17 protein-coding genes and 1 riboswitch are annotated in these 17,283 nt (G+C 54.0%); of the genes, 10 read left to right on the top strand and 7 right to left on the bottom strand.

The genetic code is table 11. From position 1 onward, the window contains the following. Positions 1-50: 50 nt before the first annotated feature. On the top strand, positions 51-197 hold the full coding sequence (locus tag GSQ62_RS20630; RefSeq protein ID WP_202621846.1) for a hypothetical protein: 147 nt from the start codon (positions 51-53) through the stop codon (positions 195-197). Continuing rightward, positions 194-1,891, top strand: a complete 1,698-nt coding sequence (locus GSQ62_RS05580; protein ID WP_161888596.1) for a sodium:solute symporter family transporter — start codon at positions 194-196, stop codon at positions 1,889-1,891. Before GSQ62_RS20630 ends, GSQ62_RS05580 begins: the two co-directional genes overlap by 4 nt. A 123-nt stretch (positions 1,892-2,014) precedes the next feature. Here GSQ62_RS05580 and GSQ62_RS05575 read toward each other — a convergent pair whose 3' ends face one another. Together GSQ62_RS05575 and GSQ62_RS05570 are read right to left on the bottom strand one after the other, a co-directional pair. Next, positions 2,015-2,932 (bottom strand): class I SAM-dependent methyltransferase, encoded by a 918-nt coding sequence (locus GSQ62_RS05575; RefSeq protein ID WP_161888595.1) that lies wholly within the window; start codon positions 2,930-2,932, stop codon positions 2,015-2,017. Positions 2,933-3,022: 90 nt separating this feature from the next. Further along, positions 3,023-3,889 (bottom strand): DUF2911 domain-containing protein, encoded by an 867-nt coding sequence (locus tag GSQ62_RS05570; protein ID WP_161888594.1) that lies wholly within the window; start codon positions 3,887-3,889, stop codon positions 3,023-3,025. Positions 3,890-4,119: 230 nt separating this feature from the next. After that, positions 4,120-4,216: riboswitch (TPP riboswitch) on the top strand. 75 nt (positions 4,217-4,291) lie between these two features. Between GSQ62_RS05570 and GSQ62_RS05565 the strand changes: the two genes are divergently transcribed. Genes GSQ62_RS05565 through GSQ62_RS05550 form a run of 4 tightly spaced genes read left to right on the top strand, consistent with a single transcriptional unit; the run spans position 4,292 to position 6,988 of the window. Continuing rightward, on the top strand, positions 4,292-5,017 hold the full coding sequence (locus tag GSQ62_RS05565; RefSeq protein ID WP_161888593.1) for a class I SAM-dependent methyltransferase: 726 nt from the start codon (positions 4,292-4,294) through the stop codon (positions 5,015-5,017). Further along, positions 5,014-6,078, top strand: a complete 1,065-nt coding sequence (locus GSQ62_RS05560; RefSeq protein WP_161888592.1) for an AIR synthase family protein — start codon at positions 5,014-5,016, stop codon at positions 6,076-6,078. The genes GSQ62_RS05565 and GSQ62_RS05560 overlap by 4 nt, the downstream gene beginning before the upstream one ends. Further along, positions 6,075-6,725, top strand: a complete 651-nt coding sequence (locus GSQ62_RS05555; RefSeq protein ID WP_161888591.1) for a thiamine phosphate synthase — start codon at positions 6,075-6,077, stop codon at positions 6,723-6,725. Before GSQ62_RS05560 ends, GSQ62_RS05555 begins: the two co-directional genes overlap by 4 nt. Continuing rightward, complete coding sequence (locus GSQ62_RS05550; RefSeq protein WP_161888590.1) at positions 6,722-6,988, top strand: Trm112 family protein; 267 nt, start codon at positions 6,722-6,724, stop codon at positions 6,986-6,988. Before GSQ62_RS05555 ends, GSQ62_RS05550 begins: the two co-directional genes overlap by 4 nt. 289 nt (positions 6,989-7,277) lie before the next feature. Here GSQ62_RS05550 and GSQ62_RS05545 read toward each other — a convergent pair whose 3' ends face one another. The 4 genes from GSQ62_RS05545 to GSQ62_RS05530 all read right to left on the bottom strand — a co-directional run bounded on the left by GSQ62_RS05545 (position 7,278) and on the right by GSQ62_RS05530 (position 12,154). Next, on the bottom strand, positions 7,278-7,805 hold the full coding sequence (locus GSQ62_RS05545; RefSeq protein WP_161888589.1) for a hypothetical protein: 528 nt from the start codon (positions 7,803-7,805) through the stop codon (positions 7,278-7,280). Positions 7,806-7,951: 146 nt separating this feature from the next. Continuing rightward, the gene (locus tag GSQ62_RS05540; RefSeq protein ID WP_161888588.1) at positions 7,952-9,769 is read right to left on the bottom strand and encodes an ABC transporter ATP-binding protein; all 1,818 of its coding nucleotides are present in this window, start codon (positions 9,767-9,769) and stop codon (positions 7,952-7,954) included. Positions 9,770-9,983: 214 nt separating this feature from the next. Continuing rightward, on the bottom strand, positions 9,984-10,907 hold the full coding sequence (gene rsgA, locus GSQ62_RS05535; RefSeq protein WP_161888587.1) for a ribosome small subunit-dependent GTPase A: 924 nt from the start codon (positions 10,905-10,907) through the stop codon (positions 9,984-9,986). Positions 10,908-10,912: 5 nt separating this feature from the next. After that, complete coding sequence (locus GSQ62_RS05530; RefSeq protein WP_161888586.1) at positions 10,913-12,154, bottom strand: 3-deoxy-D-manno-octulosonic acid transferase; 1,242 nt, start codon at positions 12,152-12,154, stop codon at positions 10,913-10,915. A gap of 248 nt (positions 12,155-12,402) precedes the next feature. Between GSQ62_RS05530 and GSQ62_RS05525 the strand changes: the two genes are divergently transcribed. From GSQ62_RS05525 to GSQ62_RS05510, 4 genes are all read left to right on the top strand, one after another. Further along, positions 12,403-12,864 (top strand): tetratricopeptide repeat protein, encoded by a 462-nt coding sequence (locus tag GSQ62_RS05525; RefSeq protein WP_161888585.1) that lies wholly within the window; start codon positions 12,403-12,405, stop codon positions 12,862-12,864. A gap of 119 nt (positions 12,865-12,983) precedes the next feature. Continuing rightward, entirely contained in the window at positions 12,984-13,151 is a 168-nt protein-coding gene (locus GSQ62_RS05520) for a hypothetical protein (RefSeq protein WP_161888584.1), read from the top strand. Continuing rightward, positions 13,138-13,509: a type II toxin-antitoxin system VapC family toxin gene (locus GSQ62_RS05515; RefSeq protein WP_161888583.1), complete on the top strand. Its 372-nt coding sequence runs from the start codon at positions 13,138-13,140 to the stop codon at positions 13,507-13,509. Before GSQ62_RS05520 ends, GSQ62_RS05515 begins: the two co-directional genes overlap by 14 nt. Before the next feature lie 188 nt (positions 13,510-13,697). Then, positions 13,698-15,434 carry a DUF4091 domain-containing protein gene (locus tag GSQ62_RS05510; RefSeq protein ID WP_161888582.1) on the top strand — a complete coding sequence of 579 codons (1,737 nt, stop codon included), beginning with the start codon at positions 13,698-13,700 and terminating at the stop codon, positions 15,432-15,434. Between the two features lie 139 nt (positions 15,435-15,573). Here GSQ62_RS05510 and chrA read toward each other — a convergent pair whose 3' ends face one another. Next, complete coding sequence (gene chrA, locus GSQ62_RS05505) at positions 15,574-16,704, bottom strand: chromate efflux transporter (protein WP_161888581.1); 1,131 nt, start codon at positions 16,702-16,704, stop codon at positions 15,574-15,576. Between the last annotated feature and the right edge of the window lie 579 nt (positions 16,705-17,283).

Here is a 17,283-nt window from a genome sequence, read left to right as displayed (position 1 = left end):
ATCATCATATATGGCAGCGGCAACCTGCCGCTCGCTCAACCCCTTACCCGATGGAAGACACAAACCCTGTGGACGAAGAAAAGCCACTCACAAAGCCGCCGCTTTTTAACAGCTGGGCGGGCATGTACTGGCTGGTGCTGGGCAACCTGGCATTCCTGATTCTCCTGTTTTATATACTCACCAAAATCTACGAATGAGGCCGCTGGACTGGATTGTGCTGCTGGGCACCCTGGGCTTCATCGTGATATATGGCGTCTGGCGGACACGCGGCAGCAAAGACATTGAGGGCTACCTGAAGGGCGACAACAGCATGAAGTGGTGGACCATCGGGCTGTCGGTGATGGCCACGCAGGCCAGCGCCATCACGTTTCTCTCCACGCCGGGGCAGGCGTACGAAGACGGCATGCGCTTCGTGCAGTTTTACTTCGGCCTGCCCATCGCCATGGTCATCATCTCCATCACCATCATCCCTATTTTCTACAGGCTGAATGTGTTTACGGCCTACGAGTTTCTGGAGAACCGCTTCGACCTGAAAACCCGCTCCCTGGCGGCGCTGCTGTTTTTGGTGCAGCGCGGGCTGGCCGCCGGCATCACCATCTACGCGCCCGCCATCATCCTGTCCACCATGCTGGGGTGGAGCCTGAACGTGACGATCCTGATCATCGGGGTGCTGGTGGTGATATATACCGTATCGGGTGGCACCAAGGCCGTGAGCGTGACGCAGAAACAGCAGATGGCCGTGATGATGGGCGGTATGCTGCTTGCCGGCTATATGGTGGTGTACTACCTGCCCGAGAGCGTGAGTTTCGGGGAAGCCGTGGCCGTGGCCGGTAAAATGGGAAAGATGAACGTAGTGGATTTCTCCTTTAACTGGGACGACCGCTACAATTTCTGGTCGGGTATCACGGGGGGCTTGTTCCTGGCGCTTTCCTACTTCGGCACCGACCAAAGCCAGGTGGCGCGCTACCTGGGCGGAAAATCAGTGGGGGAGAGCCGGCTGGGGCTCCTGTTCAACGGCCTGCTGAAAATACCGATGCAGTTCCTGATCCTGTTTATCGGGGTGATGGTGTTCGTGTTTTACCAGTTCAACCAGCCGCCGGTCTTTTTTAATGGCGCAGCGAAAGCCAAGGTATATGCCACTCCATATGCCAACGATCTGCGTGAGCTGGAGGAAGAGTACACTGCTGTTTTTGATCAGAAGCAGCAGGCGGTGCATGGGCTGGTAAAAGCCATCCGCACAGAGGATGAGGCCGCCATCGAAGCTGCCCAAGACCAGGTGGCAAGCCTGGCCACCGCCGCAAAGGGCGTGCGGGACGAGGCGAAGGAAGTGATTAAGCAGGCTACGCCGGAGGCCGAGGTAAAGGACACCGACTACGTCTTCATCTCTTTCGTGATAAAGTACCTGCCGGCGGGTATGGTGGGCCTGTTGCTGGCCGTCATCTTTTCGGCGGCCATGTCTTCTTCTGCCTCAGAACTGAACGCGCTGGCCTCTACCACCGTGGTGGATATATACAAGCGCTCCATGCGGCGGCGGGGCAGTGCGCAGCATTACGTCACGGCCTCCAAGATGTTCACCATCCTCTGGGGGGCCATAGCGATTCTTTTCGCCATGTTCGCCTCGTTGCTCGATAACCTCATCGAGGCGGTGAACATTGTCGGCTCCATCTTCTACGGCACTATCCTGGGCATCTTCCTAGTTGGCTTTTACTTCCGCTATGTCCGGGGCAACGCCGTGTTTGTCGCCGCCGTGCTGGCCGAGCTGGTGGTGCTCTACTGCTTCTACTTCACCGACATCGCCTTCCTGTGGTTCAACGTCATCGGCTGTGTCTGCGTGATTATATTCGGCTTTATCCTGCAGCCGTTTGTAGGGAAGAAAGGGGTGAAAGTTTAAAGTGCTGGCAAGACACTCCGCTGCGAGGTCTTTAGTTCTGAGCGCTCAGCCCGATTTCCAACCAGCCCTACGCCCCCAGGAGGGGCAGGGGTGGTTGAGCGCGGCACCCTATATATACTCCGCCTATCTTGGCTTCTGGGCTGCCACGATATAGACCAGGCTTCCGCCCGCCGAGACGTACTCCTCGTTCTGCAGCTTCTCCTTCAGCATGATCTTGTTGTAGAGCAGCGTCTGCCAGTAGGCATCGAACTTTTCTTTCTGGCCGCCGCCCGCCATATAGTAGTTCAGGTTGTCCTGGTAGTCGTAGCCCATCGCCTCCGACTCCACCCACTGCAGCATCTGTTCCACGCGCAGCATCTTTTCCTGCGTGTCGTAGGGCGGGATGATGGAAAGGGCCTTGTCCGAGATCCAGACTTTTATATCCCGCAGGCCCGCTTTCAGGAAGAGGTCGGGGATTACGTCACCCAGTGAGTTGAAGCCCTCGCCGAGCTGCTTTTTGCCCTTCTCGATGCGGAGCTTCACCTCCAGCACGTCCAGCATGCTCTCCACGTTATAGTCTGTCTCGCCGTAGCGGTCGAACATGAGGTTGGGCACCAGGTTGTTGGGCTCCAGCGCCAGCACCCAGCCGCCCGGCTTCGTCACCCGGATCATCTCCTGTATCACGCGCTGCGGGTTTTTCACGTGGATCAGCAGCGTCTGGCACAGCGTCACGTCGGCGGTGTTGTCGGGCAGCGGAATATCGGTGGCGTTGCCGACCCTGAACTCATAGTCGATGCTGTTGCCGCCGAACTGGCTTTGCGCCCGCTGCCGGGCCTCCTCTATATAGCCCGGCTCGTAATCCACGCCATATACCTTGGCGCCGAGGGGCATATACTTCGAGAACTTGAAGCCCATCATGCCTTTGCCGCAGCCGATGTCCACCAGCGTCTGGCAGTATTCTATATATAAACGCTTTGCCAGCAGCTCCAGGTAATCCTCGTTCCACCAATACTCCCGGGCCGGGCCCAGGTGCTCCTCCGAATGTTGTTTTTCCTCTTGCACGGTAGCTGTGGTCTTAAATATAAAGGGATAAAAAAGCCCCCGGGAAACACTTCCCCGGAGGCTTTCTATACGTTAAAAGCGGCTTAGGCTTTATTTCATCTTCTTCCAGTCGGCGATCGCTTTCTGGTTCAGGGCCACGTAGTCCTGGTTCTTGGCCTGCTGCGCCAGCTCGATAGATTTCTCTGCTGTCTTGATGGCGCTCTTGTAGTCCTTCATCTTTGCCTCGATCTTGGCCTGCGCGTGCATGTTCCAGAACTTGGGGTCTTTGGCGTTGGCCTTCTTCATCCAGGCCAGGGCCTGCTTCAGGTCGCGGTTGGTTTCGAGGTAGTAGTTGGCGGCGGCGGCGTACACGTTTGGGTCGGCGTTCGCGTTGTCGATTGCCTCCTTCTGTATCTGGGCCATCACTTTGTTGTCTACGTCCGTTTTGATGGTGAAAGGCACGATGGTGTTGTCCCACAGGATCTCCACATCCGCGGCATCCGCCTTCAGGTTGGCGAAGTTGATGGTGAAGGACTCTACCTTGCGCGGGTTCTGCTGCGGCTTCACCGTGAAGCGCGCCTGGTCTTCCTCCTGCTTGTAATCGGCCACGTTGCCTCCCAGCTTGGTGTTTTTAGACAGGATAACCGTCCACTCGTTCTGGTTCGGGATGGTGAGGATGGCGTACTCCCCGGCAGGGATTTTCTTCCCTTCGATGGTCACCTCGTCCGAAAACTTGATAACCGTGGAGTTGTTCGCGCCGGTGCGCCACACTTTTCCGTAAGGCACCAGGTCGCCGAAAATAGTGCGGCCTTTGGCAGAAGGGCGGGAATAGTCAAGGGATACCGTGGAAAGGCCTACTGCCTGCTCCACTTTCTGGGAGGGGCTTGCTGCCGGCATTTGGATGCCCTGTGCCTGCGTTGCTCCGGCACCGAATAAAAGGGCAGCGGAAAGTACAAAGCCGATAAATGTTTTCTTCATGGGTGTGCGTCTAAATTAAGAGTGTTTTGCTGCTGCAATATTACGCATTAAATCAGGATTTAGCCAGCGTAATTTGCCGGCAGCACCGCTTGAAATGTCACCTATCAAGTATCTTTTCAAACCTGGGCTTCCACTGTGTCCGCAGGCTTTTCCATATAGGAGGCAGGCGCGGCAGGCAGGTGCGGGCATTATATTTAATTCGCCTTTTTATAAAAATTTCATACCTTGGCCCATCATACAAGGGGTGCTTGATATTACATCAGGCTGAGATCATACCCTGCACCTGATCTGGATAATGCCAGCGTAGGAATGTAAGTCATCTGAGCACCTCTTGCGGTGCTCTCCCGCCATTCCCTATCTGCTTTTCTCGTCAGGCTATTTTTAACCTTAAAAATACCTGCCATGAGCAACCTTCAACAACAAAAATTCGACCTCGTGACACAGGACCTGCGCAAGTGGCAGGGCCGCGAGGAGTGGTTCTTCAACCGCGACCACACCGACACCTACGAACTCTGGTACGAGGGGCGGTACAAACGGGCGGAAGTCTGGCAAAAGAAAGTCATCGGCGATCTTATCAAAAAAGACGGGCGGGTGAAAACCCTGCTGGAGTTCGGCTGTGGCACCACCCGCTTCACACGCTGGTGGAAAGAGATCGGCATCGAGGCCAGCGGGGGTGACCTCTCTCCCTTCATGCTGGGGCAGGGCGCCCATCTGTTCGACGGCGACCTTGTGCTGGCCGACTCACACCACATGCCGTTCAAGGACCACACCTTTGATGCGCTCGCCTTCATCACCACGTTTGAGTACTACAAAAACCCGGTGCAGGTGATCCGGGAAGCGGTGCGCGTCGGGAAGTACGGCATCGTGTTCGGGATGATGAACCGGAACTCCCCGAAGGTGGCCAGAAGGAGAATCCAGGAGCTGTTCGGCAAAAACCCTTTTTACGTCACCGCCACCTTCTACACGCCCGATAAATTGAAAGCAGTAATAGCGGAAGCACTGCAGGGGCGGGACTATACGATAACATGGACGGCAACCGGCCTCCCTGCGTGGTTTCCGGTGCAGCAGTGGAGCCAGCCCTACGGCGATTTCTTCGGTTTGCATGTACGGCTAAATGATGCGAAATGAGCGCTTTCGAAGACAACTCCGGAAAAATAGCCGCCAATACGTTCAAGGATGTGCTGCTCCCGCAACGCGGCTACCACCGGGAGGAAGTGCTGGTAGGGCCGAAGTTCGGTGTGGATACCGCCGTCATTGACCTGGGCAATAACCTGGGGATGGCTGTCTCCAGCGACCCGCTCTCGCTCATCCCTTCCATCGGTATGAAAGCGTCTGCCTGGCTGTCGGTGCATTTGCTGGCCAACGACATGGCCTCCACCGGCTTTGCGCCCATGTATGCGCAGTTTGTGCTCAACCTGCCATCTACTCTTTCTTTGGATGCCTTCAAAGAATACTGGGCCTATATACACCAGTTCTGCGAGGACCTTGGCGTTTCCATCACCGGAGGGCACACCGGCCAGACTGAAGGGCTGAATTCCACCATCTCGGGCGGGGGCACGATGTTCCTGACGGCCCCGCTGAACGAGATTCTGACAAGTAACTGCGCCGAGCCCGGGGATGTGCTCGTGGTAACGAAGGAGACTGCGCTGGTGGCATCTTCTATCCTGGCGATGAGTTTCCCGGAGACGGTGAAGAACAGGCTGGGCAAAGAGGTATATGAACGAGGGTGTGAAAACTTCTACCAGACCTCTTCCCTGAAAGATGCCCTTGCTGCCACGGAAATACTACAAAACAATGTGGAACTGAAAGCCATGCACGATGTAACGGAGGGCGGCGTGGTGGGGGCTATCTGCGAGATGGCGCAAGCCTCCGGCTGCGGTTTCCGGCTATATAACGAAGCGCTTCCGGTGGGGGAAGCACAGCGCCTGATAACACGGCTGTTTGAGATTGACCACCGTTATTGCGTCGGGGCAGGCTCCATGATCATGGCAGTGCGCAGAGGCCGGGAAGAAAAGCTCATCAGCCATTTGCAATCCAAATCCATCAAAGCCACCGTGGTAGGGGAGATGATCCCGGAGGAGGAGGGATTCAAAATCGTGGATGAGGGTGAGGAGAAAGCACTTTCATGTGATGGAAAGGACCCTTATTGGGAAGCGTTCTTTAAGGCCCTGAAAGCAGGTTGGAGATGAAGAAGCAGGATATGATAACCGGCGGCGTTTACCTGGTGCTGGACCCTGGTATGGATACCCCCACGCTGCTGCACAAGCTGAAGGAGGCGCTGAAAGGAGGCGTCCGGGTGTTGCAGATCTGGAACAACTGGCCCGCTTCTTTTGACTTGGCCGATAAAGCATATCTCATCCGGGCCGTGCTTGCTGTCGCTTCGGCATATAAAGTGCCTTTGCTGATAAATGAGGAATGGGAGTTGCTGAAAACCACGGGGCTGGCTGGTGTCCATTTCGACAACATCCCTACAGATTATGAGACCATCAAAGCGGAAATCAACCGGGACTTTATCTGCGGCATAACCTGTGGCAACGATCTGCAGGTAGTCCGGTGGGCAGAGCAGAACCAACTGGATTATATCTCCTTCTGTGCCATGTTTCCCTCCACCTCTGCGGGCAGCTGTGAAATCGTGACTCCGGAGACGGTGAAGCAAGCGCGGGAATTGACGCACATCCCCTTCTTCCTCTCAGGCGGGATAACAACAGAAAATATGAAAACGCTGCAGGACCTGGACTTTGCCGGAGTGGCTGTTATCTCAGGCATTCTGAACGATGCCTCTCCGCAAATGTCTGCGGCGGCATATATACAAACCTTACACAAATTGAAGACATGAACCCATCGCTCCTGAATAAACTGTGCTGCCCCCTCGACAAGCAAGAACTCGAATCCAAAGTGTTTGTACAGCACGAAAACGGGGATATTATCGAAGGACTGCTTACCTGCCCTGCCTGCAGGAGGTACTACCCGATCATATATGGTATCCCTATCCTGACACCTGACGAATACCGGGAAAAGGCGCTGGAGGAGCCGATCCTGAAAAAGTGGGGTTTGGCCTTGACGGAATCCGGGGCCGGTAGTTTTCTGCTGAAAGCGTAGCGTCAGGGGAGTCTATACATAACCTGGCCCTACTCGTGGCGCGGAGTTGTAGCTATATCTTTCCCATCGTTTCCGATGCAATCTGTCTGAATCAGGATTTACAGGATTGGAGGATGAACAGGATTGGCTGAAAAATGAAACAGGGAATTCGCTTCCAGACTATACTAGCAGACCATGTTCGTATCTACTATCCTTGGCCCAGCTACTGTGGCAGTATATATAGGTACAGGCACTTAACATCAGCATTTTAGAACACATAATTCCCGGCCCGGATGCCCGAAGAATTGACTCAGAAACTCTTGCCTACGCTGACCCCAAGCCGGGGAACCACCCCGACGCCGGGCGTGCGGGAGTCTTTATCCGGCGAAATGAAAGGGGTGACGGCCACCCGCACCAGCAGCCCGCCGCGCGGTGCCTGGTAGCGGAAGCCCAGCCGGGCGAAGTACATCTGTTGCAGCAGCTCGGGGTTGTCGGTGAAGCGGTGCGTGTAGCCCAGGCCTCCCTCAAAATGTTTCTTTCTGCGCCCCACCAGCGCCAGCGCCTCCACCGGCACGATGGGGTAAACCGTTTCTTCGCCTTCCATAAAAAACAGGTTGGTGCCCACGCCGATGCGGACAGCCGCTTTAAACACCCGCTGCTGGTACACCACACGGTCGTAGTTCACGGAGTAGGTGTCGCTGTTGCCGCCAGCTTCTATATAGAATGCGTTCAGTGCCCGGAAATTTTGGGTGAATTCCTGCGCCAGCACCCGGCCCGGAAGCAGGAGCAGGAAGAGGCAGAGGGTGTAAAGCGCCTTTGAGTGGTGTTTCAGCATCATGCATACGCAACGGCAACAGAACGCCGCTGCAGGTTTGGGGTCAGATTCTTCGGTGTCGCGCCGTGTAGGCGTAGTAAATGTATAAAATAAAAAATCCTGCCGGTTCAGCACGGGCAGGATTTTTTAAAAATCATATATAAATCTGTTTAGCTTAGCTCAAACTGCAGCTTCAGCAGGTTGGCATATATGCCCTCGGGGTTCATGGAAAGCATGTCGTGCGAACCTTCCTCCACAATCGCGCCGCCGTCTATCACCAGTATCTTGTCTACCTTGCGGATGGTGGCCAGGCGGTGGGCGATAACGATGGTAGTACGGTTTTGCATCAGCTCGTGCATGGCCTGCTGCACCAGTTGCTCCGACTCGGAGTCGAGGGCGCTGGTGGCTTCGTCGAGGATGAGGATGACCGGGTTTTTGAGGATGGCGCGGGCAATGGCCACGCGCTGGCGCTGCCCTCCCGACAGCTTGATGCCGCGCTCGCCCACCAGGGTGTCAAACCCTTCGGGGAAGGACCTGATGAAATCATAGGCATTGGCTTTGCGGGCCGCCTCCACAATCTCCGCCTCGGTGGCCTCGGGCCGGCCGTAGGCAATGTTCTCCCGGATGGTGCCGCCAAAAAGCAGCACTTCCTGCGGCACGATGCCGATGTTGCTGCGCAGCGTGGTCAGATTTATATCGCGGATGTCCCTGCCGTCCACTGTGATGCTGCCGCCAGAAACATCGTAGTAGCGCATCAGCAGCTGCACGATCGTAGACTTTCCGGCGCCGCTCGGGCCAACCAGGGCCACTTTCTCGCCGGCGCGCACGGTAAAGCTGATGTCGTTGAGCACCTGCACATCGGTGCGGGTAGGGTAGGAGAAAGCCACATTACGGTAGGCTATATCCCCATGCAGTTTCAGGACTTCGCTCAGGGTTCTCGCGCCTTTATCGGTCGGCTCTTCCTGCTCCTGCAGTATCTCCAGGATGCGCTCTGTGGAGCCAAGCGCGGCCTGCACCTTGCCATATATCTCGCCGAGGCCGCCCACGGAGGCGCCAATGAACACGGTGTAGAGCACAAACGACATCAGGTCGCCGAGCGCAATCTCGCCGTTGGCCACCAGCGTGGCACCATACCAGATAACGAGGATAATGCCGCCGAACAGCCCGACGATGATGAACGTAATGAATGCACCGCGGTAGTAGGCGGCCGACAGGGCTGTGGTCACGGCCCTGCCCAGGGTGGCTTTGTAGCGGGCAATCTCAAACATCTCGTTCGTGAAGGCCTTCACCGTGTTGATGGCCTGCAGCGTTTCCTCCACAATCACATTGGTGTTGGCCAGCTCGTCCTGCGTCTTTTTGGAGAGGCTTTTGATCTTGCGGCCAAACACCAGCGCCAGCGCCACCAGCACCGGAAAGGTGGCCAGCATGAACAGCGACAACTTGACTGACACCAGCATGATGATGACAGTGCCGACGAGCAAAGTGGTGGTTTGCCGGAAAAGCTCCGCCAGCGTGATGGACATGGCATCCTGCACCTGCGCCACGTCGGTGGTGATGCGGCTGGTGATTTCTCCCACGCGCCGTTTCTCGAAGAACGGGATGGGCAGCAGCACGAATTTGCTATATAAATCGCGGCGGATGTCGGCCACGGCGTTTTCGCTTACCTGCGCAAAGAAGTACACCCTGAAAAAGGAAAAGATGCCCTGCAGCACGATGACGCCAAACAGGCCCATGGCAATCAGGTTGATGTCCTGCAGCAGCCCCTCGGTGTTGCCGACAGCTGCGTCCACGAGTTTGCCAACCAGGTAGGGGAAGGCCATGAACGTCAGGCTCGAAAACAGCAGGAAGACGAGGCCCGTGATGAACTTGAATCTGTAAGGCAGCACGTAGCTGAAAATCTGCAGCCCCCGGCGAAAGCTTTCCTTACTGATTTTTTTCCTGCCTTCGTTTTCCTGCGCTGCACTCGGCCCGAATCCGCGTTTTGCCATGGATGATACTCTGCTTTATATATAAAATGCGACAGTCTGCAGCCAAAGCCCGGGTCGCGACAACGGTATTGTGGTGCAACATTAAAGTCTCGCTGAAAATGCCACAGCCCCGCAAAATCTCACAAAGGTACGTATTCCTGCGGATAAAGCGGCCTTCGGGCAGGCGGATTATGTGCAGCGGCTTATATATAGCTTTTGCCGAGCGAGTGCTTTTTTACTTCCTGTTGTCGCCGCCGTGCAGCATGCTCAGGTAGCTCTCGTAGCGGGTGAGGGAGATTTCGTTGCGGCGCACGGCCTCTATCACGGCGCAGCCGGGCTCGTTGAAGTGGGTGCAGTTGTGGAAGCGGCACTGGTTCAGGCGCTCCCGCATCTCCGGGAAGAAGTGGCCCAACTCTGCCGCAGGTATATCCACGATGCCGAGTTCCTTGATGCCGGGCGTGTCGATGATATAGGTGTCTTTGCTTACCTCGAACATCTCGGCGAAGGTGGTGGTGTGTACGCCCTTGTCGGAGAAGTCGGAGATGCCGGAGGTTTTCAGTTCCAGGTCCGGCACCAGCAGGTTGATGAGCGTAGACTTGCCCACGCCGGAGTGGCCGGCAAGGAGCGACGTTTTACCCTGCAGCAGCGCCTGCAGCTCGTCCATCCCCTGGTTTTCTGAGGCGGAAACGGAGAGGCTGTCATACCCGACCTGCTTATACATATGGCTGATCTGGCGCTGGTAATCGCGCACGTCCTCGTCGTACAAATCGGTTTTGTTAAAAATAAGAACCGTCGGAATCTCATAGGCCTCGGCCGTCACCAGGAAGCGGTCGATGAAGCCGAACGAGGTACGGGGCGACACCAGCGTCACGATCAGCAGCGCCTGGTCCAGGTTGGCGGCGAGGATATGGGCATGGGCCGACTTGTGGGTGGACTGCCGGATGATGTAATTGTCGCGTTCCTCGATTTTATATATAACGGCCGTTTCCTCGCCGGTGTCCTCCACGTCAAACTCCACGCGGTCGCCCACGGCCAGCGGGTTGCTCACCTTCATCTCCTTCAGCTTGAACTTGCCGCGCAGGCGCGAGCGGTGCAGATTGCCTTCCGCGTCGCGCACCAGGTACCACGAACCCGTCGATTTTACTACTACTCCTTTCATGCCCCTTAATGAAGCAGGCGCTTTATATCCGCCATTATCTTGGCGGTGGCGCCTGCCTGCTGTTTTACGTATTGTTTCTCGTTCTCGGTAATGCGTTGCCGGAGGCCGGGCGTGGTGTGAACTTTCCCGAAGGCCTGCAGCAGTCCAGAGGCATTCTTTACCGGGAAAGCGCATTCCAACTCCACCAAATCCTTTGCCTCCTGAAATTTGTCGTAGCGCGGCCCGAAGAAAAGCGGCAGTCCGAACACGGCGGCCTCCAGCGTGTTGTGCAGGCCCTTGCCGAACGCGCCGCCGATATAGGCGTAGGTACCATAGCTATATAAAGACGACAGCATGCCGATGTTGTCGATCACGAGCACGTCATATTGTGGCACATTCGCCTGGTTTGCCTCCGAAAAGCGGATAGCGCCGTCGCCCACGGCCTGCAGCACAGCGCTGATGCTGCCTTCGTTCACCTCGTGCGGCGCGATGATAAATTTGACGCTGGCGCGGTACTTCCGGATAAGCGGCAGCAGCACGTCTATATCGGGGGGCCAACTGCTGCCCACCACAAACACCTGTTGCTGCTGCACAAAGGCCTCCACCAGCGGCAGAATTTTAACGGAAGCCGCCGTCTGCAGCACCCTGTCGAATCGCGTGTCGCCGGCAACGCTTGCCTGTTGCACATCTATACTTCTCAGAAGCTCCAGCGAGGCCTGGTTCTGGGTATATATATGAGTGAAGCGGCGCAGAATGTCGCGGTAAAACCGGCCATACGGTTTGAAGTAAAGCTGCTCTTTGCGGAAGATGGCGGAAACGGAGAGCACCGGAATCTGCCGCCGCTGCAGTTCCTGCAGGTAGTAGTGCCAGAACTCATACTTCACAAACACCGCCAGCCTTGGCTGCACAAGCTGCACAAACCGGGCGGCGTTCTCCTTGCTATCGAGGGGCAGGTAGTATATATCATCTGCTCCGCTGTAGTTTTTGCGCACCTCATAGCCGGAGGGGGAGAAGAAGGTGAGCAGAATTTTATATAGCGGGAACGCTTCCCGAAACGCCTCCATCACCGGCCGCCCCTGCTCAAACTCGCCCAAAGAGGCGCAATGGAACCACGCCACCGGCGACTGGTTGCCCTGCATGGCCCGCTGCAGCCGTTCAAACTGCCGTTCGCGCCCCTCCAGCATCAGACTTGCCTTCCCGTTGAAAGGAGCCGCCAGGGCAATGGCTGCCCTATATGCCTTCAGGCCGATGTCGTAGAGTAGCTTCAAATTATATATAGGCGCTTTAGGTAGGGTGCCTCCTGCCTGCACACCCTGCTGCAAATATACGGGATTGGCTTGTTCCGTGGCGCTTTAGTTTTGGGATAGCTGCGGTGGGACAACCCTGATAGGCGGGCAATTATATAATATTGAATCTATATAGGACATTTGCTTGTGCAGTTGCGTTTAGCCGCCTATATTAGGAGGCTAAACGAAATACTCTGCGTTTAGCCGCACGTTGGCAAACACTCAAAAAAATGAAATATATTTTACCGGCAGTAGTATTCTTGCTGCTAAGTTGTAACAAGCAAAATCTATCAGGTTCAAAAACCACTGAAACATACGAAACTGTTCTTTCTCAGGCAAACGAAGCGTATGAGAGAGACAACTTCAAGCTTGCGGCTGAAAAATATAATGCGGTTTTAGAAATTGACTCACTCAATGCTGAAGCATTCTACAGAAGAGCATTTTCAAAAGTAAAGTTGGATGATTTTGAAAGTGCAGCAAAAGATTACCATAGGGCAGCAGAGCTTGGTTTTAGACTTGCCGACTGCTATCATAACTTGGGACTTATTTACATGATTGCATTTCAAAACCATGAAAAAGCTCACTTCTACCTCAAAAAGGGATATAAACTGAATCCGACTGTTGATAATAAGGAGCTTATGGAATTGGCAGAAGAAGAACTCTTAAAGGCTCAAAAAAAGAGTGGTAGCTAACCAAACCTATATTGCATGAACGCACCATAGCAGAGCCCTTGGTGCCAATACAGAAAAACCTTACCCTTTAAAGACCGAAACTAAGGTAGAATTGTTATCTTGACTAAAGAACTTTACATATGATAACAGTAATAAAAAAAGGGACTCCTAAAGAGGAAATTAGAAAACGGATTAACGAGGCGATTTCAAAAGCGCCTAAAAAGGGCATCCTGAAATATGCTGGAAAACTTAAGACGGCTATTGATCCTTTAGAATATCAAAAGCAGATGAGAGATGAATGGGAATAGGCTTTGTGTAGACACTAACATCCTGCTCTATTTCTTAAAGGGAGATCAGGAGGTAATAGAAATGATTGCTGACAAGGATCTGGTTATTTCTTTTATTACTGAACTTGAACTTCTTTCCTTCCCTAAAATTTTGTCGGATTCAGAAGAAACGATCAAAGGCCTTTTAGAGAATTGCCAGATAGTAGATATAGCCCCTGAAATCAAGGATGTAACTATAGAATTTCGTCGGAAATCAAAACTGAAGCTGCCCGATTCTATTGTAGCTGCGACTGCATTTAGCTTAAAACTACCCTTGCTGACAGCTGATAAGCAATTTCGGGTCGTTGAAGAGCTGGAACTAATAATATACGAAATATAGGAAGTACAGGCGTCAACAACACAAAGGGGTTGTTGTATAGACTTTTACTGGCAAGTTCAGACTTTACAGCTATCTATAAACTCAACAGCAGCCTAAAACACATAGTATTTATATGTCCGACACTCCGTTTTCGGGCCGATATAACCTATCAATAAATCAGCCTATATATAAACGCTAACCTTTCCACTATGAGATTAATACTATGCTTACTAGGGATTCTATGCAGTACCTTCTCACTTGCCCAAAGCAACTACCGGGAGTTGCCGGACCCGCACCCGGCGGACCAGGCCCCGTGGAAAAACCTGAAAGACGGCACCTATATACGCTTTGCCTCACCCGATATCCGGTATGGGAAGAACGAGGTTCCGACAGAATCGCTGAGCCCGTCCGGCTGGCAGGGCAAGGCATGGAAAGGAGAGAAGGTGCATACCCAGCTTGTTATCTGGACCACCCGCCCGCTGGAAAAGGTGAGCCTTGAAGTGGGGGCGCTGACTGACGGAAAAGGCAACCGCATACCGGCCGAACAGATACAGGCTGACTTTGTCCGCTACGTGATGGCCGATGGGCTGAACGACAAGGGCAGCGGCTGCGGCATCCCGGATAACCTGGATTCCACGTTGGTGGCAGACGTGATTGATGTGGCGGATGATTTGCCTGTGGCCGCCAACACCACCCAGCCTGTGTGGCTGAGCATCAACGTTCCGGAGGATGTACCCGCAGGCACTTACAAGGGGAAAATCAACGTGAAGGAGGGGAGCAGGCGCAACCTGGGCACCCTGAATTACTCTGTAGAGGTGGTGAACCGCACCTTGCCGGCACCGAAAGACTGGGCATTTCATCTCAACCTCTGGCAGAGCCCGGATGCCATTGCCCGGGTGCATGGTGTGGAGAAATGGTCGGATGAGCACCTGGAGGTGATGAAACCCTATATGGAGATGCTGGCCGACGCAGGGCAGAAGGTCATCACCACGACCCTCATTTACGACCCCTGGAACAGCCAGACCCACGATATATACAGCTCCATGATTAAGTGGACAAAGAAAAAAGACGGCACCTGGAGCTATGATTACACGGCGTTCGACAAATGGGTGTCTGCTATGATGGCGCTCGGCATCGACAATATGATTGAGTGTTACAGCATGATCCCCTGGAACCTCAAGTTTTACTACTACGACGAGGCGCTGGGGAAAGACACCGTGCTGGTGGCGGAGCCGGGCACACCGGCCTACAGGGCGCACTGGCAGCCGATGCTTAATGATTTTGCAAAGCACCTCAAGCAAAAGGGATGGTTCGATAAAACTCTAATCGCGATGGACGAAAGGCCGATGGAGGCCATGCAGAAGGCCATTGCGGTGATTAAGGATGCGGATAAAGACTTTAAAATATCGCTGGCGGGGAATTACCACCCGGAGATTCAAAAGGATTTATACTATTACACCGTCGCCTCGAACCAGGCAGTGGAGGCTGCAACCATGCAGGAAAGGGAAAAGGCGGGCTATGTCACCAGCTTCTACACGGCTTGCCCGGAGGCCTACCCGAACACGTTTACCTTCTCACCGCCAGCTGAGGCTGCGTGGATGGGGTGGCACGCGGCCAACAAAAACTACGACGGGTACCTGCGGTGGGCATATAACAGCTGGCCGCCCAACCCGCTGCAGGACAGCCGCTTCAGGAGCTGGTCATCCGGCGACACCTACTTTGTCTACCCCGGCTACCGATCCTCCATCCGGTTCGAGCGCCTGATAGAAGGCATCGAGGATTTTGAAAAAATAAGGATACTGCGGGAAGAATTCAAAAAGAACAACCAGCAGGACAAGCTGCGGAAACTGGAGGCAGTTGTGGGCGCGTTTAAGTTGGAGGCCCTGAAAACCACCCCGGCGGCAGATATGCTCCACAAAGCCCAGCAGGCCCTGAACGCGTTTTAACTTAGACGCTTGCTTTATAAGAAGAAGTAAAAAGGCTGGTGATGGCAAGGCAGCAAGGGCGACTTTGCGTATTCCTAAAAGAATCAAAACCCGCAGCGGCACCATATAAAATCGGGAATTTACGTTTACTGTGTAGTACCTAAAGCAGGGTCAGGATATAACCCAGGAGTGCGCCGCCGCCAACAATAAAGGCACTGTTCAGCTTCTTGTATCCGAACGTCACGGCAAGGCTCACTACGGCGATAACGATGGTTCTCCAGTCTGTCAGCGTGTCCCTGCTCATGGTTACAGCCACGGCAACAATGACGGCAACGGATGCCACGTTCACATGATTGAGAAAGGCAGCCATAAGGCCCGAGTTGCGCATTCTGGGGATGAGCGGGTTCAGGAGCAGGACGAAGAAAAAGGAGGGAAGAAAGATGCCGAGGGTTGCAAGCAGCGCACCGGGCAAGCCGCCTATTTGCCAGCCGATGAAAGTGGCGGTGGAAAGCACGGGCCCGGGCGTGAATTGCCCAACCGCAACGGCATCTATCAGCTGTTGCCTCGTGAGTATGCCTGTTGCCACCAACTCTCCGTCAAGGAGTGCGAACAGCACGTAGCCACTCCGATACAGCACTGCGCCTACTTTCAGGAAAATCCAGAACAGTTTCAGTTGGGAGATATCAGCCAGCGAGGACCCGGCCACATGCAGCAGGGTATATGGCAACAGGCCCCTGGCTGTTTGCTGCCCGCTGTTCCTTATCAGGTAAAGGAGGATGCCTGCCACGCCAGCCCCCAGCAGTGCGGCAATTTCGCTGATGCCCAGCAGCGTGACGATTAATACAACAGCCCCGACCATACCGAGCTGTACAGACTTCAGGGCTTTTTTGCCTAAAGCATATATGGCCCCTACAATAATGGCAATCACAGCAGGCTTGATGCCGTATATATAGGGCTCCACCTCCGGGAGCTGGCCATATAGTTGGTACAGCCAGGCAAAAACAGCCGTGATAACGACGGCAGGCAGTATAAAGCAGAAGCCCGCGACGAAGAGCCCTTTCACACCTGCCCGCTCATGTCCGCAGTGCATGGTCATTTCCGTGCTGTTCGGTCCGGGTATGAGGTTGGTGGCCCCAATCAGGTCCAGAAAATGCTCAGGCGTTATCCACTTTCGCTTTCGCACGACTTCATCCTCCATCATGGCGATGTGAGCGGCAGGGCCTCCAAACGATATGAAGCCAAGTTTCAGGAACAGCTTGGCCACCTCCGCTAAATCTTTTCCACCATTCATTTTAGTTTGGCTGCACATCAGGCGTTTTCAAAAGAAGATTCGCTTTTGCAAGCTGTAATTTACGATTGATTATATAGGAATGGGTGCTTTGGCTGCAAAGTCGGTTCCCTCACGCAGCACCCTGTTATCAAGCTATCCGGGTGAAAAAGGTAGGCAAAAATATACGAATGCGGACGCATCGCCGGTAAAAATCAGTCCGACTTATATAGGAGTGGACCTGTCATATGGGGATAAGGGGTGTATAATTCAGAGGAAGGCTAAACACAAAGCGCTGGCCATATATAGCCAGCGCTTTGTGATGTGTGCACCCGAGAGGATTCGAACCCCTAACCAAACGGAGCCATTATCAACGTCTTATGAAAATGTCTTGTAACAAGGTCACTGATTAGTTCACAAACAAACAACAGTCTAAAAGTATTGTGGTCTAGTGAATGATGTATTGCGTCACTAAGATAGCGGATTGAAAAATAAATAGCAAGTTGATGCCCTAAGGCAACGGTATATATTAACCTCTGCCCCTGAGGTTAAGATGATACTGTGAATGAGCTATTTACCTATTGTGAGTAACATTTCAGTTAC

This window comes from Pontibacter russatus (assembly GCF_009931655.1).
GTDB classification, from domain to species: Bacteria; Bacteroidota; Bacteroidia; order Cytophagales; family Hymenobacteraceae; genus Pontibacter; species Pontibacter russatus.
The sequence above is the reverse complement of the archived record's forward strand: the minus strand, read 5'-3'. Positions and strand labels throughout refer to the sequence as shown.